At 58.2% G+C, this 15,827-nt stretch carries 13 protein-coding genes; 5 read left to right on the forward strand and 8 right to left on the reverse strand.

The genetic code is table 11. The annotated features are described in order from the left end of the window. Positions 1 to 3: 3 nt before the first annotated feature. A complete protein-coding gene (locus ACR3EP_RS06065) occupies positions 4 to 528 on the reverse strand; it encodes a component of SufBCD complex (protein ID WP_170375562.1) in 525 nt (174 codons plus the stop codon). Between the two features lie 120 nt (positions 529 to 648). Here ACR3EP_RS06065 and hemB point away from each other — a divergent pair, with 120 nt between their 5' ends. From hemB to ACR3EP_RS06085, 4 genes are all read left to right on the forward strand, one after another. Next, complete coding sequence (hemB, locus tag ACR3EP_RS06070) at positions 649 to 1,647, forward strand: porphobilinogen synthase (RefSeq protein ID WP_480636835.1); 999 nt, start codon at positions 649 to 651, stop codon at positions 1,645 to 1,647. A gap of 143 nt (positions 1,648 to 1,790) precedes the next feature. Further along, a complete protein-coding gene (locus ACR3EP_RS06075) occupies positions 1,791 to 2,366 on the forward strand; it encodes a lipid-binding SYLF domain-containing protein (protein WP_170358718.1) in 576 nt (191 codons plus the stop codon). Positions 2,367 to 2,541: 175 nt separating this feature from the next. Continuing rightward, entirely contained in the window at positions 2,542 to 5,004 is a 2,463-nt protein-coding gene (locus tag ACR3EP_RS06080) for a penicillin acylase family protein (RefSeq protein WP_480636837.1), read from the forward strand. A gap of 108 nt (positions 5,005 to 5,112) precedes the next feature. Beyond that, positions 5,113 to 5,508, forward strand: a complete 396-nt coding sequence (locus tag ACR3EP_RS06085) for an SgcJ/EcaC family oxidoreductase (protein WP_170348881.1) — start codon at positions 5,113 to 5,115, stop codon at positions 5,506 to 5,508. 3 nt (positions 5,509 to 5,511) lie between these two features. On the opposite strand, the gene hflX is transcribed toward ACR3EP_RS06085, so the two are convergent. The 4 genes from hflX to trkA form a co-directional block, all read right to left on the reverse strand. Further along, positions 5,512 to 6,783 (reverse strand): GTPase HflX, encoded by a 1,272-nt coding sequence (gene hflX, locus ACR3EP_RS06090; RefSeq protein WP_226688380.1) that lies wholly within the window; start codon positions 6,781 to 6,783, stop codon positions 5,512 to 5,514. Further along, positions 6,783 to 7,022, reverse strand: coding sequence for an RNA chaperone Hfq (gene hfq, locus ACR3EP_RS06095; protein ID WP_010440340.1), 240 nt, complete (start codon positions 7,020 to 7,022; stop codon positions 6,783 to 6,785). Before hfq ends, hflX begins: the two co-directional genes overlap by 1 nt. Before the next feature lie 124 nt (positions 7,023 to 7,146). Continuing rightward, positions 7,147 to 8,685 (reverse strand): TrkH family potassium uptake protein, encoded by a 1,539-nt coding sequence (locus ACR3EP_RS06100; protein WP_170514529.1) that lies wholly within the window; start codon positions 8,683 to 8,685, stop codon positions 7,147 to 7,149. After that, positions 8,685 to 10,061 carry a Trk system potassium transporter TrkA gene (gene trkA, locus ACR3EP_RS06105; protein WP_480636840.1) on the reverse strand — a complete coding sequence of 459 codons (1,377 nt, stop codon included), beginning with the start codon at positions 10,059 to 10,061 and terminating at the stop codon, positions 8,685 to 8,687. The genes ACR3EP_RS06100 and trkA overlap by 1 nt, the downstream gene beginning before the upstream one ends. A 96-nt stretch (positions 10,062 to 10,157) precedes the next feature. Here trkA and ACR3EP_RS06110 point away from each other — a divergent pair, with 96 nt between their 5' ends. Further along, positions 10,158 to 10,640 (forward strand): hypothetical protein, encoded by a 483-nt coding sequence (locus ACR3EP_RS06110; protein ID WP_480636842.1) that lies wholly within the window; start codon positions 10,158 to 10,160, stop codon positions 10,638 to 10,640. Positions 10,641 to 10,652: 12 nt separating this feature from the next. Here the strand turns inward: ACR3EP_RS06110 and ntrX are convergent, their stop codons facing one another. From ntrX to ACR3EP_RS06125, 3 genes are all read right to left on the reverse strand, one after another. Further along, on the reverse strand, positions 10,653 to 12,062 hold the full coding sequence (ntrX, locus tag ACR3EP_RS06115; RefSeq protein WP_170348886.1) for a nitrogen assimilation response regulator NtrX: 1,410 nt from the start codon (positions 12,060 to 12,062) through the stop codon (positions 10,653 to 10,655). Beyond that, positions 12,059 to 14,347 carry a sensor histidine kinase NtrY-like gene (locus tag ACR3EP_RS06120; protein WP_226688379.1) on the reverse strand — a complete coding sequence of 763 codons (2,289 nt, stop codon included), beginning with the start codon at positions 14,345 to 14,347 and terminating at the stop codon, positions 12,059 to 12,061. The genes ntrX and ACR3EP_RS06120 overlap by 4 nt, the downstream gene beginning before the upstream one ends. Positions 14,348 to 14,446: 99 nt before the next feature. After that, positions 14,447 to 15,814 (reverse strand): response regulator, encoded by a 1,368-nt coding sequence (locus ACR3EP_RS06125; RefSeq protein ID WP_480636845.1) that lies wholly within the window; start codon positions 15,812 to 15,814, stop codon positions 14,447 to 14,449. Between the last annotated feature and the right edge of the window lie 13 nt (positions 15,815 to 15,827).

A 15,827-nucleotide genomic window follows, 5' to 3' on the forward strand; every position in this document is an offset into this window, starting at 1 on the left:
TTCCTAACCCAGAACACCAATCGAAAAGTTCTGATACATGCCCCAAAGCGACGTGATCAAGATCGAGATCATGCCGATAATCTGCGTATAAATCCGGCAGCGGGTCAAAATCTTGCCGGTAAATTCCAATGTCCCGTCGCCGGCCTGCAGCTTTCGCGCCGCCGAAATGTTGATCAGCATCACAATACAGACCGGGAATAACAACAAGAATACAGCCTGCGCGAATTCAACCCCGTAAACGAACCCAAGCATCGCCAGACCGGTGAAGATGAAACAGCTCAACCCGAGAATGGCCAGCCCCGATACCTCAACGATATACAGTATCCGGTTTCTGTTGATCCGCACGATGTCCAGAAAATCACGCTCGGCCTCGCCGCCGACACGGCGCGCGCGCACCAGCAGATCATAGGGCACACCCAGCGTCCAGTGGCTTGTGGACGACCACAGCACGGCCAGCCCGATCCAATACCACAGATTCGAAAAGCTGCGCATGTCGATAATTTCGAAAAGCGTAGAGAATAAGTCCAAGCGTCAGCCCTTTGTTCACTGTCCTTAGGGGCCTTCACTGCGCAGGCGCGACCATCGTTACCCTTGAGACCACGTGGAATTCATGCCACCCAATGCGGGAATATTCAAGGAGAGCGCGACATGAAGCCGACCATCGCCCCCTATCCCCTGACCCGGTTCCGCCGGGCGCGCCAATCTCAGGCCGTGCGCGCCCTTGTTCGGGAAAATACGCTGACCACAGATGATTTGATCTGGCCGGTTTTTGTGCGCGACGGCGAGGGTGTGGAAGAGCCCGTGCCCTCGATGCCCGGTGTGGTGCGCCGGTCGGTGGACCTGATAGCTAAGGCCGCAGTTGAGGCGCAGGCGTTGGGAATCCCAGCGATCTGCATCTTTCCCTACACCGACGCCAACCTGAAAACCGAGGATTGCGCCGAGGCCTGGAACCCCGACAATCTGTCCAACCGGGCCATCCGCGCCATAAAGGCCGCAGCCCCGGATATCGCGGTAATGACCGATGTGGCACTGGACCCGTACAACATCAACGGTCACGACGGCTATGTCATCGAAGGCGAAATTGTGAACGACAAGACGATCGAGGCGTTGGTCAGGATGACGTTGGCGCAGGCTGAGGCAGGTGCCGATATCATCGGTCCGTCCGACATGATGGATGGGCGGATCGGTGAAATGCGCCGGGCGTTGGAATCTGCTGGGCACCAGAACGTGATGATCCTCAGCTATGCCGCGAAATACGCCAGCGCCTTTTACGGACCCTTCCGTGATGCGGTCGGTGCTTCGGGCGCGCTTACGGGCGACAAGAAGACCTATCAAATGGATCCGGCCAATTCGAACGAAGCCCTGCGCCTGATCGAACGCGACCTGACCGAAGGTGCGGATATGGTGATGATCAAGCCCGGCATGCCCTATCTGGATATCTGCCGACGGGTAAAGGACACCTTTGGCGCGCCGACATATGCCTATCAGGTGTCGGGTGAATACGCGATGATACAGGCCGCGGCACAGAACGGTTGGATCGATGGTGACAGGGTGATGCTGGAAAGCCTGTTGGCCTTCAAGCGCGCTGGCTGCGACGGCATCCTCACCTATTTCGCCCCACAGGTCGCGCGCGCCTTGCAAGGCTAATGCCCCCAATTGTCGCAATTTTTCGCCGATTGTGATTCGCTGTCACTCAGCTTTCCCGTGACACGCGACGGCAATCGGCGTATTCTTGCACATAAGATCGGGAACACCCGACATATCAGGCAGTCATACAGAGAAAAAAAGACATGAGCAGTTCCAATGCACCCCAACTAAGCCGTCGCGGCTTTGCCTTTGGCATGGCCGGTTTGACGGTAACAGCAGCTTGTGGCAACGGCGTGGGTAACACCAACGCCGCCACCATCGACGCGCGCGTCGATGCCACACTAACCGAAATGTATGCGAAATATCCCAACACGGTTGAGATCGCAAACAAAGCCAACGGCATGTTGATCATGCCCCTGATCACCGACGCCGGATTAATCTTCTTTGGTGGCGCCTACGGCCAAGGCGCCTTGCGCATTCAAGGCGCAACGGTTGATTACTATTCTGCAATTTCCGGAACCGCCGGCCTGCAAATCGGCGCGCAACAATATGCACATGTCCTGTTCTTCATGACCCAGGACGCACTGAACGATTTCCGCCGTTCCAGCGGATGGACTGCCGGTGCCGATATTGGCTATGTGGTTGATGCAACTGGAAACTCCCTGTCCACTGACACAACGACTCTGCGTTCGCCTGTGCTGGCGGTGGTATTCGGCCAAGCCGGTTTGAAATTCGGCGCCACTGTCGAAGGCACCAAATACACGCGGATCATTCCTTAAACATTGGACTACCACTCCCCCCTCATTAGTCCTCGCCACAGGTTCCCAGCTGCGGCGGGGTTTTTCATTTATAGCGCTGTAAACACGAATATTCCCGGGCTGTTCCTCTTTCGGTCGATCCAGCCATCATCTAGTCTGACCTCAATCGGAATAGGATCAGGATTGTAGGCCGCAGATGGGATTTGTTTTTCGCTGGCTCGTACGCATTACAACGGGTCTTGTCCTGCTGGCTTTGGCCGCTGTGGCATTGGTGTATTTCCTGGCGAGCCAGTCCCTGCCGGATTACGATCAAACGGTCGAGGTTCGGGGGCTGAACGCCCCGGTCGAGATCATCCGCGATACCGCCAATGTCCCTCATGTCCTGGCCGAAAATGACCCGGATGTGTTCTTCGGTCTGGGCTATGCCCATGCGCAGGACCGTCTGTGGCAGATGACGGTCATGCGCCGTACCGCCCAGGGGCGCCTGTCGGAAATTTTCGGCGCGCGTACCGTCCACGTCGACAAGCTGCTGCGCCGACTGGACCTTTACGGTCTGGCCCACCGCTCGGTCGAGGCGCAGGACGATTACACCAAAACCGCCTTACGCGCCTATGCCGCCGGGGTAAACGCGCGGCTGGATGAGATCAACGAAGCCGCCCTTGGCCGTGGTGCGCCCGAGATGTTTTTGTTCAACGCGCCCGTTTCGCCCTGGCAACCGGGTGACAGCATTGCGGTGATCAAGCTGATGGGTCTGCAACTGTCCGGCCATCTTGAGGACGAAGTGCTGCGTGCCCGTACTTCATTAATGCTGAACGATCCGGCGCGGTTGACCGATATCCTGCCGAATGTGCCGGGGGCCGGTATTGCTGCCCTGCCAGAATATGCCGCTTTGTTTCCAGGGCTGCCCCGTTACGCCCGCGGCACGCCTATGCCCGACACGCCGCTGTCGCCTTTTCCGAAACGAGGATTGGCCGGAGCGTCCAATGCCTGGACCGCCGCGCCCTCACGCTCGGCCAGTGGGGGAACATTGTTGGCCAATGACCCTCATCTAGGGTTCACTGCCCCCGGTGTCTGGTATCTGGCGCGGCTGGAGTTGGCCAATGGTGGCGTGATCGGTGCAACTATTCCCGGTGTTCCTGCCATCATGACCGGGCGCAGCGATCGTTTGGGCTGGGGTCTGACGTCGTCCTACCTGGACGATCAGGACGTACATATCGAGCAGTTGAACCCCGACAACACCGAGGAATATCTGTCGCCGGATGGCTTCAAAAAGTTCCGCACCCGCCCCTCGATTATCGAGATCAAGGACGAGACCCCCATCACCCTGACCCTGCGTTGGACGGAAAATGGCCCGGTCCTGCCTGGAAGTCACTACAATCTGGATACGATCACGCCTCCGGGTCATGTCGCCTCGTTGTCTTGGACGGCGCTTAGCCCGCGCGACACGTCGATGACGGCGTCTATGGCCCTGATGAATGCCGACACTGTTCGCGAGGCCATTGATGTGGGCGAGCTGTTCATTTCGCCCTCGCAAAACCTGTCGCTGGTCGACAAGGACACGATCGGTCTGAAATTGATTGGCGCAATGCCCAAACGCGACCTGCGCAACCAAAGCCGTGGCCGTATCCCAACGCCCGGTTGGCTGGCCGAAAACCTCTGGCAAGGTCGCCTGCCCTATGCCGACAATCCCGAATTCGTAGCCCCCGCAGGTGGTATTCTGGGCAACACAAACAACAAGATCATTGACCGCCCCTTCCCCTTGCATGTCTCGTATGAATGGGGCGACACCCAGCGCGTTCATCGCTGGGAACGCCTGATGCAAACGCGCGAGGTTCACACGCGCGACAGCTTTATCGAGGCGCAACTGGATACCGTCAGCTTTACCGCCCGCTCATTGCTGCCGCTGATCGGCGCGGATCTTTGGTTTACCGGCGCATCCGCCCCCGAAGGCACCCCGGAACGTCAGCGCCAGATCGCCCTGTCCTTGCTGGCCGAATGGAACGGTGAGATGAACGAGCACCTGCCCGAACCGCTGATCTATGCCGCGTGGCTAAGGGCGCTGCAAATACGTCTGATCTCGGACGAGCTGGGCCCACTGGCCGCCGAATACAAACATGTCGAGCCGCTGTTCATCGAGCGCGTCTACCGCGACATCGATGGCGCGTCGGTCTGGTGTGACGTACGCCAAAGTGCCCCCTCTGAGACCTGCACCGACATGGCGCGGCTGGCGCTGGACGATGCGCTGATCTGGATCGCCGAAAACTATGGAAGCGCACTGCAATCCCTGCGCTGGGGCGATGCGCATCAGGCAACACACGATCACCCGGTTTTGGGCTCGGTTCCGGTTTTACGGTTCTTCGTCAATATCCGGCAATCTACAAGCGGCGGCGACAACACCCTGCTACGCGGGCGCACCTCGGGCGAGGGCAAGGACCCGTTTCAGAACGTACATGGCGCAGGTTATCGCGGTGTTTATGACTTTGCCGACCCGGACAGCTCGGTCTTTATTACGGCAACCGGCCAGTCGGGCCACTTCCTGTCACGCTATTATGATGATCAGGCTCAGCTATGGCGGCGAGGCGAGTATATCCCGATGTCACTGGACCTGGATTTAGCGCGCGCTGCGGCCGTCGGAGTGACCAACCTGATCCCGCGCTGAATTCCGCTGTTTCGGCAAGACCTTGCCCCCTGCTACCCGCCCCCGTGGACGCCGAGTGCCGTTTTCGCATACGATCTGTCAGCGGATTATGTGGGACCGGGGGCACAAATGGCGAGTATTCGGGATAGGCTGAACAACCTTGCGCGCGACTATGCAATCGCCTGGAGTTCGGGTGATCATAATGCGGTCGCCAGCTTTTTTGCCGCCGACGGGCAGATATCCATGAACCGGGCTGAACCGCTGAAAGGCCGCGCCGCGATCGCCGAAATGGCCCGTGGATTTCAATCAGACTTTCCCGATCTTGAGCTACGCTGCGATATGATGCGATGGGCTGGGCCCCACGCTATCTTTGTTTGGACCTTCGAAGGCCACCATACCAAAACCGGCAATCTCGTCGTCACACGGGGCTGGGAAGAATGGGACCTGACCGAAGACCACAAAGTTCTATCCTCGCAAGGCTGGTTCGACGTCGAGGATATGCAGCGTCAGATTGATGGGGGTTGATTGCTAAATCCCGGCGAATTGCGCCGCCTGCCTGTCCGTCCACAATACAGTGATTTCGAACCCGTCTTCGGTCTGCTTTTCGGACCGCACGACATCCTGTCGAAACAGCCAGGCGCGCCTGTTGCCCTCGGCGAATCCCAAAGACAGTATCTCTTCGTGTCGCGCACCCTGCAGCTTGGTTGCAATCTCGGCCAGCAGAGGGTCTACCCCTTCGCCGGTTACCGCCGAAATGGCGAATATCGACGGATCACGTTTAGCTCGTTTAAACGCGGCCTCGCGTTCGTCGCCATTCAGTAAGTCGATCTTGTTCCACACCTCCAGCCGGGGGCGTTCTTCGTCGACGCCTAGCGAGGTCAAAATCGCCTCGACATCCTGCGCCTGTGCATCGGTTTCCTCATGGCTGATGTCGCGTACGTGGACAACGATATCGGCGCCCAGAACTTCTTCGAGTGTCGCCCGGAAAGCCGCGACCAGTTCGGTAGGCAGGTTCGAGATGAAACCCACCGTGTCCGACAGGATCACCTCAGGACCGTCGGGCAACTCAACGCGGCGCATGGTCGGGTCCAGCGTGGCAAACAGCATATCCTTGGCCATCACCTCGGCCCCGGTCAGACGGTTGAACAGTGTGGATTTCCCGGCGTTTGTATAGCCCACGAGGGCCACAATCGGATACGGTACCTTGGCACGGGCAGCGCGGTGCAGCGTGCGGGTTTTGACAACTTTTTGCAGCTGCCGCCGCAGACGCACCAGTTGCTCATCAATCGCACGGCGGTCGGCCTCAATCTGGGTTTCACCGGGACCGCCCACAAACCCCAATCCGCCCCGCTGACGTTCCAAGTGTGTCCAGGCCCGCACCAGCCGCGTTCGTTGATAGCTGAGCGCCGCCATCTCGACCTGCAACACACCTTCGCGGGTGCGGGCGCGGTCGCTGAAAATCTCAAGGATCAGGCCGGTTCGGTCGAGGATTTTGACCTTCCAAGCCTTCTCAAGGTTGCGCTGTTGTACGGGTGAAACCGGCCCGTCGATCAGAACCAATTCGATTTCATTGTCATGAAGCCGCTCGGCCAGTTCCTCGATCTTGCCGCTGCCGAACAGCAACCCCGGCTGGGCGCGTTGCAAGCGCACAATTTCAGACCCGATCACATCCAAATCGGGCAAAGCGGCTGCCAGCGCCACCGCCTCGTCCAGCGCTGGTTCGGGAACGCGGCGCTGTTCATCAGATTTGATTTCCGGATGCAGCACCCAAGCCCGGGTGCGCGTCCTATCGTGTTCCATCAAGAGGCGTCTTCGCCCTCATACAGGCTGATCGGCTGCGACGGCATGATGGTCGAAATCGCATGCTTATAGACCAGCTGCGACTGTCCGTCGCGGCGCAGCAGCACACAGAAATTATCGAACCAGGTGATCACACCCTGCAATTTCACACCGTTGATCAGGAATATTGTGACCGGGACCTTTGCTTTCCGTACATTGTTCAGGAACGCGTCCTGCAGATTCTGTCTGTCCGAAGCCATATTTTATTATCTCGCCATTGTTCTTGCTACGCGCTGCGGACCAACGCGCTCCCTCCGCAGGAGTATGGAGTGCTGCGCACAGATATTCCAGATGAAAAATCAGTCAATTCTGGAATGCCGAAGCTTAATCGCGCCAAAGGGTTGGCGTAATCAAGGCAATGATCGCAAGTGTTTCCAGCCGCCCGATCACCATTGCCGCACACATTGTCAGTTTGGCTCCAAGTGACAGGTCCACAAGTCGGATGGGAATATCCGTGGCCAGTTCAATCACCGGACCCGTCGTGCTAAGCGCCGCAACGGTCAGGACCATGGCCTGTTCGAACCCTGCCCCCATCATCGCCAGCAGCAGATTGAATAAGGCGGCCGTCAGTGCGAACATCATCAAAAAGATCCAGGCGATAAAGGCTCCGTCACTTTGAATGCGTCGGTTACCACCCCCTACGCCGCTGACCGATGAGGGGTAAATCAGCCGGTCAATCTCACGCGCTCCGTTCAGGTACAAAGCGAATACCCGCAGCAGTTTGACGCCGCCCGCCGTGGTTGCGACTCCCCCGCCGATCAGGGCCAGCCCCATAAGGATCAGGCCGGGCGTCCCCAGCCCCGACAATTGCTGTGCATCATTCCAGTTGGCGCTTTCGAACCCGGCCGTTGTCAAGAAAGCCAGTGCCGTGAACACCATACCCCAGAACACATACACCGCATCAATCGGGCTCAGTGTCCCGCCGATTTCATTGACGCCCGCCCACACACGAAAAAACAAAAGCGTTGCAACGGCGATGACAATCAGCAGACCAATTCGAAACTCTGGGTCCTTGTCCAGCCGCGAATACCCGGTGGTGGCGGTATCCGTGGAAAAGGTCAGTCGGGACAGGGCAAAGAACAGGAACAAGAATATGATCGCCTCACCCGTGAAACCAGCCTGTGCGCCCTCAAGCCCACCGACCGGAGAGATTCCGGACGTAGCCATTGTGGACATCGCATGACAGATGGCGGTCAGTCCTTGCTCGCCTGCGATCAGCAGCAACAGCCAGATCACCGCCGTCAGACCTGTATAAACTGGCGTCAGCGTGCGAGTCACTCGGATCAATCGTCCACGCGGATCGACCTTTTCACTTTGTGCAACACCAGAGACCGGACGGCCGGGTTGCCCACGTGCGGTCACCTCGAACCCGCCCAACGACAGCGGTGCCAGAATCGCGGCCGCCGAAATCCACATCAGTAAGCCGCCAATCCACCCCACCAGCGCCCGCCAAAGGTGCAGCGGGGCCGTAAGGCGATCAGGGTCTGGGAAAATGTCAGCGCCCGTGGTTGTCAGCGCACTGACCATGTCGAAATAGGCGTTCAAGAAAGTGGTATTGCCCAACGCATCGTGCAGCGGAATGGCAAGAAACAAGGGCAGTACCGTAAAACACCCCAACAACACCGCCAATTGCCCCAATGTGCCCCTTCGCGGCACCCGGTTCGATGACGCCAACCCGACCGAGGCCACCACGAACAGCCCCAACAAACCGGAATAGAAGAACGACCGCGACGTGTCATGATCATCCAGCGCCAGCGCATAGATCGCCGGCACCCACATCGACAGCGAAAACACCGCCCAGATCAACAGGAACAGCGGCAAGCGCCGCACCAAACCGATCTGCTGTGTTCGCGCGCGCATCATCAGAAGAAATCGATCGAAACCTGCAGCAACCGCTCGACCTCGGGCACATCCTTGGCCATGGCAAAGATCGCCACGACATCTTTTTCCTCGATCCGCAGACTGCCAGTGGGGCGCAGCACCTCATCCCCCTTGCGTACAGCACCCACCAGAACGCCTTCGGGGAAATCAATGTCGCGCAGTTTTTGACCGGCCAGCGGCGAGGTCGACAACACCTCGGCCTCGATCACCTCGGCCTCGGCATCCCCAATGGAATAGACCTGCCGCACCCGCCCGTGGCGAATGTGGCGCAGGATTGAACTGACGGTCGTGGCACGCGGGTTGATATAAGCATCGATCCCCAGCGGGCCCATCAGCGCCACCATTGTTGGATCATTGATCAACGCAATCGCCAGCGCACAGCCTTCGGATTTGGCGCGCACAGCGACCAGCATGTTGGCCCGGTCGTCATCGGTAACCGCCAGCATCGCATCGGCCCGTTCGATCCCGGCCTCGCGCAGCAGGGCCGCATCGAGCCCGTCGCCATTCAGAACAATCGTTCGTTCCAATGCTTCAGCGGCGTGTTCGGCGCAGCTGCGGTCCCGTTCGATGATTTTGGCGCGCACCCGGCTTTCACGCTCTTCCAGCGTGCGCGCAACCTCAAGCCCGACATTGCCACCACCGACGATCACAACGCGGTCCTGTTTCTTTTGTGTCTTGCCAAAGACCTCCATCGTGCGGTCAACGTCCTGAACATTGCTGAAGACATAACATTCATCGCCAACGAACAACTGGTCCTCGGATTCCGGTGCAAACAGGCTGCCGTCGCGCCGAACCCCCACGACAATAGAGCTGAGTGTTGAAAACAGATCTGTCAGTTGCCGTAGCGGCGTATTGATGATGGGACAGTCTTCTTCGATGCGGATGCCCAGCAACTGGGCTTTACCATCCATAAACATTTCCGTGTCAAAGGCCGAAGGTGCGGACAGGCGGCGCATGGCGGCGGCGGCCACCTCGCGCTCAGGGCTGATCACCACGTCGATGGGCAGGTGATCGCGACGAAACAAGTCCGAGTGGATCGCCTCGAGATAGGATTTCGAACGCAAGCGCGCGATCTTGCGCTGGATCGAGAAAATGGAGTGCGCCATCTGACAGGTGACCATATTCACCTCATCCGAATGGGTCGCGGCAATGATCATGTCGGCGTCACGGGCGCCTGCCCTCTCCAGCACGTCCGGATAACTGGCAAACCCTGCAATCCCCTGCACATCCAGCGTTTCGGTCGCGCGACGCACCAGGTCAGGGTTGTTGTCCACCACCGTCACATCGTTCAGCTCGCCCGAAAGGTGCCGTGCAATCTGCCAGCCGACCTGACCCGCACCGCAAATGATGACCTTCATGTTTTTGGCCCTTCTGCCTGAAATCTTTGAATGACAGATGCCCCCAAAGCGGTCAATTGAATTGTCATACCGGCAAAGCTAAGGCAAGATAAGCCTATGAAATCAGTACTTCGTTTGATTATTCCATTAGTGGTCCTGTCCGCATGCGAAGGCCCCCTTTCACTGTATTATCGTGAAGGTGAGAGCGTTACGCGCCTTCAAGCTGAGACCACTCAATGCCAGGTTAAGGCGCTGGAAGAGGTTCCGGTGGCCACTCAGATACGTCAAAGCCCGCCCACGTATTGGCCCGGACGCACCTATTGTGATGGGCGGGGGCGCTGTTACCGCTCGCCCGGCTGGTGGCAGCCCGGTCAGGTTTACAGCGTCGATGCAAATCAAGGATTGCGCAATCAGGTCGAGGCCCAGTGCATGGCCAAAAAAGGGTTTCGCCCGATCAGCCTGCCGCCTTGCAAGCAGAACGTGAAATCACGGGTGCCCGCCGCGGCCACCACGACATTGCCACCGATAGGCACCCAATCGTGCTATGTGAAATTCGACAACGGGTCGTTCCAGATCATCGATCCCGGTCAGGCGGGGTAATGGCCCGGCGGATTATTCCGCCGGCTCCGGTTCGTCCAGTTGTGCCACTCGCGCGCCCGATTTGTTCGAGGTCACAACCCCCAGCGATTTTAGTTTGCGGTGCAGCGCGCTGCGCTCCATCCCGACAAAGCTGGCGGTACGGCTAATATTGCCGCCAAAGCGGTTGATCTGGGTCAGCAGGTATTCCCGCTCGAACGCCTCGCGGGCTTCGCGCAGGGGCAAGGTTGCCAGCGCACCCGATAGCACCACACGACCCGAGTCGTCGGTCTTTTCTTCTTCGGCGGGCAATTCCTTGGCCTCGATCGGGCCAGAATCGTCCCCTAGGATCAGCACGCGTTCAATCAGGTTCTTGAGCTGCCGCACATTACCTGGCCAGGTCATAGTCTGTAACAGCGCCACCGCCTCTTCCGAGATCTCACGCATCGCGAGCCCCTGCGTTTCATTACACATCTCAATGAAATGCTGCGCCAGAACCGGGATATCCTCGCGCCGTTCTTCCAGCGACGGCACCGCAATCGGCACCACGTTCAGGCGGTGATACAATTCTTCGCGGAACCGATCGGCGGCGATTTCCGTTTCAAGATCGCGGTTGGTTGATGAGATTACCCGCAGATCAACCCGCACCTTGTCCGACCCACCAACACGTTGGAATTGCTGATCGACCAGCACACGCAATATCTTGGACTGCGTGCCCATCGGCATATCGGCCACCTCGTCGAAATAGACCACACCGCCATGGGCCTCTTCCAACAGGCCGGGCTCGATGCCGCGTTCCGAGGATTCACGGCCAAACAGAACTTCTTCCACACGCTCAGGTTCAACCCCGGCGCAGTTCACGGTCACAAAGGGCGCATTGGCGCGGTTGGAATGCGCGTGGATATATCGCGCAGCGATTTCCTTGCCCGATCCGGCAGGGCCGCTCAGCATCACACGACCGTTCGACTTGGTCACCTTGTCCAACTGGCTTTGCATCGCGCGGAAAGACGCGGACTTGCCGATCATATCCGAATTGGTGACCTCTTTGCGCTTCAACGAGGCATTCTCGCGACGCAGGCGCGAGGTTTCCATGGCGCGTCGGATCACCACCATCAACTGGTCGATGTTAAAGGGCTTTTCGATAAAGTCATACGCCCCTTGCTTGATCGCCGCCACGGCAATTTCAATGTTTCCATGGCCGGAAATAATCACCACCGGCACGTCGGGGTTGTCGCGTTTCACCGCCTTCAGAATGTCGATCCCGTCCATGCGGCTGTCTTTCAGCCAGATATCCAGTATCAACAGCCCCGGCGGTTCAGAATTGATTTCGGCCATGCACTCGTCCGAGTTGCCAGCCAGCCGGGTTGAATAGCCTTCATCCTCCAGAATGTCGGACACCAGCTCGCGAATATCGCGTTCGTCATCTACGATCAGAATGTCGCTCATCTTTGGCCTGCTTTCAGTTTGTTTGTATGAATTGCCTGCTTTTGTGGCGCTGCGGTCGGAGAGAGATTTCCCCCCGGTAAACGGATCACGGCCATCGCACCAAAATGGTCCTGTCCGTCAAAGACGGGTGCATCTTCCAGAGTGAGCGCCCCGCCATGTTCTTCGATAATCTTTTTGACGATGGGCAGGCCCAAACCTGTGCCCTCGTCCCTTGTGGTCACATACGGCTCGAACAGTCGCGCCCGATCTTCGGGCAGTCCGATGCCGTTGTCAGCGATGGTAATCACCGTACCCGCGTCATCGCTGATCACGTCCACCTTTATCTGTGGCTTCAGGTTATCTGGTGGGCCTTTTTGTTTTAGTGTTTCAATGGCCTCACCGGCATTCTTGATCAGATTAGTCAGAGCCTGATTCAGCATCGTGGCGTCCACATCCGTCAATATCGGTTGATCCGGTAGCGTTGCATCGATCTGCACGTCCGGTTGCCCGGCCTGCTGCAACAGCACCGCCTCGCGCACCAGTCCGACGACGTCTTCTTCGCGCCTGTCTGGTTCCGGCATCCGTGCGAATTTCGAAAACTCGTCCACGATCCGCCGTAGATCATTTGTCTGCCGCACGATAACGTCGGTCATAGATTCAAGGCTATCGCAATCCTCTTCATCCAACTTGCGTGCGAATTTGCGTTTAATCCGTTCCGCGCTCAGCTGGATTGGCGTCAGCGGGTTCTTGATCTCGTGCGCGATCCGCCGCGCGACGTCGCCCCAAGCGGCCATCCGCTGCGCACTGACCAGATCGGTCACATCATCGAAAGCAACCACATAACCCTCAAGCCCGCCATCTTCGCCACGGCGGGTCGCCATGCGGACCAGCAGGTTTTCAAGTTGACCTTTGCGGGTGACCTTGATCTCACCCTGCACGGCCTCTTGCCCACTTTCCTTTAGGCTTTCGAACAGCGGTAGGAACTCCGGCACCGCAATTCCGATGGCAAGCTGCTCATCCACGCGCGTCCAGTCTAGCAACCGCTCGGCCGAACGGTTCACGAATGTCACGCAGCCATCTGGGTCAACACCAACCACGCCTGAGGTCACCGAGCTAAGCACAGAATCGAACAAACGCCGACGGCGTTCAATCTGGCGGGTGTTCTCAAGTAACGTATCGCGCTGTCCTTTAAGTTGTCGCGTCATCTGATTGAAATAACGGCCTAACATTGCGATTTCGTCATCGTTGGCCTCTTCGATCACCTGCACACTCAGATCACCCGCACCAACGCGCTGAGCAGCCGTGGTCAATCGACCCACCGGGCGCGAGAGGCGTTCGGCGAACCACATGCCCAGCGACATGGCCGCCAGAATAAGGATCACTGCAAAGCCCAGATACAGCAGTCCGAATTCGAACAGCACCCTGCCCCGTTCGCTTTCCAACTGTTGGTAGAATTGCGCCGTTTCCTTGGTATCGTCCAGCAGCGTCAATAGCTGTCCATCCACCTCGCGGCTGACATAAAGATACCGGTCCAGATAAGCCTGCAACGGAACAAGCGCGCGGAATTCATTATTTTGCCAATCGGCGATGATCAGGACGCCGTCATCCGTGGCCTGAATCATTTGTTCAGGTGTAGGGGCCTCGAAATCGAATAGATAAGAACGATCCCCGCGCGACTTGATTTCGCCAATACCATCAATGACATACGCCTCGCGCAGACCACGTTGAATCTGCGCTTGTCCTTGCGCAAGAACTTCGCGCAACTCCGCGTCCGAAATGTAAAAGTCGCGGTTACGCGCATTATCCAGGTACCGCGCAAGAATGGTTGCGTCCTGTGTCAGACCCTGCCGGTGTTCCAACTCATATGCTTCGGCCGCGGTCAGGGACGAGCCCACCACCTGACGCACGCGATCCGAAAACCACCCTTCCAGACCGATATTCACCGTCAACCCCGCAAAGATCGCAACGGTGACAGTCGGCACCAGAGCCAACAGCGTGAATGCGCCGATCAATCGAAGGTGTAGACGGGAGCCCGCGGACTTCGCCCGGCGCGCCGCGATCAGGTTGAAGACCTGCCCTAAAACAAGGGCGGCCACGACCAGCACATAAACCAAATCTGCCAGAAGGATCAGGCGCAGCGTTGGGGCCGTTGCCCCCAGATCAAAAGGACCGATGACAAGATAGGTCGACAACGCCAGCGCAGGGCCCAGAAGAACCAGCCCCAAAGTGCCGAAATTGCGCAGTTTTCGGGATTTCCGCCACCGATTTATCGCTGGAATCGGCCCGCTCTGTGCCCGGGTTGCCACCGTCTGCCCTCATCCTGATGTGTCGCTTGCGCGACGTACCGCCATATGTCGTGGTCCTTGCCGGGTGAGAACCCAGATGCCACGATTTGTGTGGCGATATTACATCAGTTTGCGTCGACGTGTCACCTGAATATCGAGATCTGTAATCTTTTTCCGCAGCGTATTCCGGTTAATCCCCAGCAGATCCGCACATTTCGCCTGATTTCCGCCGGTTGCGTCCAAAGCCTGTTCTATCAGCGGCCCCTCGACCTCGCGCAAAATCCGCTGATACAGACCCGGAGGCGGTAAGAGATTTCCGTGTAGGTCGAAATATCGGCGCAAATGACGGGCAACTGAGGCCGATAATTTCTCACGTTCACCATCGCCCAGAATCGGTTCGGCCTCGGGCTGGCTGCCCAGAACCATTTCGACCTCAGATTTGGTAATCTCGTCGGTGCGGCTGGTCAGGCTCAGACGGCGCACGGCGTTTTCCAGCTGTCGCACATTGCCCGGCCACGAATAACGTCGAAACAGCTCTACAGCATCAGGGCTGAGCCAGCGTTTAGCGCCATGCTCACGCTCTTCGCGCGCCAGAAAGTGATCGGCCAACAAGATGATGTCGTCCACCCGCTCGCGCAAGGCGGGCACATGCACCGTTGCGCCGCACAGGCGATAATACAGATCTTGGCGCACCCGCCCATTCTCCATCACTTCGGTCAGGTCCGACTGGCTGGTGGCCATGAAGCGCGGAACGTGATCACCGGGCGCATCCATCATACGCACGATGCGTGCCTGCAATTCGTCTTCGATATCAGCAATCTCATCGATCAACAGTGTGCCGCCACGTACGCGCGCCATGATGCGTGCGGGCCCTTCCAGATCGCGCAGGTCCGCCGCAGTGGCGGTTACAAACGGCAATGTGCGCCGATCCGAGAAATCATGAATAGCGCGTGCAATCAATGATTTACCTGTGCCACTATCCCCAGATATCATCACGGACAAATCGGTATTCATCACCCGTGCGACCAACCGGTACATCGCCTGCATCACCGGTGTACGCCCAACAAGGGGCAGTTCTTCCGGGCGATCTTCGGAAACATCGATCGCTTCGGACTGCACATGTTGCTTTTGCTCAAGCGCCCGAGCGGTCCTCTTCATCAGATCGGGCAGATCAAAGGGCTTGGGCAAGTAGTCATAGGCATCCGCCTCAGCCGCCTGAATCGCCGTCATGATCGTGTTCTGGGCCGAGATCACGATGACCGGCAAACCGGGTCGATCTTGCGAGATTTTCGGTAGCATCTCCAGCCCGTTACCGTCCGGCATTACCACGTCCGAGATCACGACGTCGCCTTTGCCTTCGCCAACCCAGCGCATCAACGTGGTAAGCGACGAGGTCGCGTGTACTTTGCACCCCGCCCGCGTCAGGGCCTGCGTCAGAACAGTGCGGATCGTGCGGTCGTCATCTGCAACCAGTACTGTACCATCCATCGGGTGCTCTCCT

This window comes from Ruegeria sp. BB10 (genome assembly GCF_056535725.1).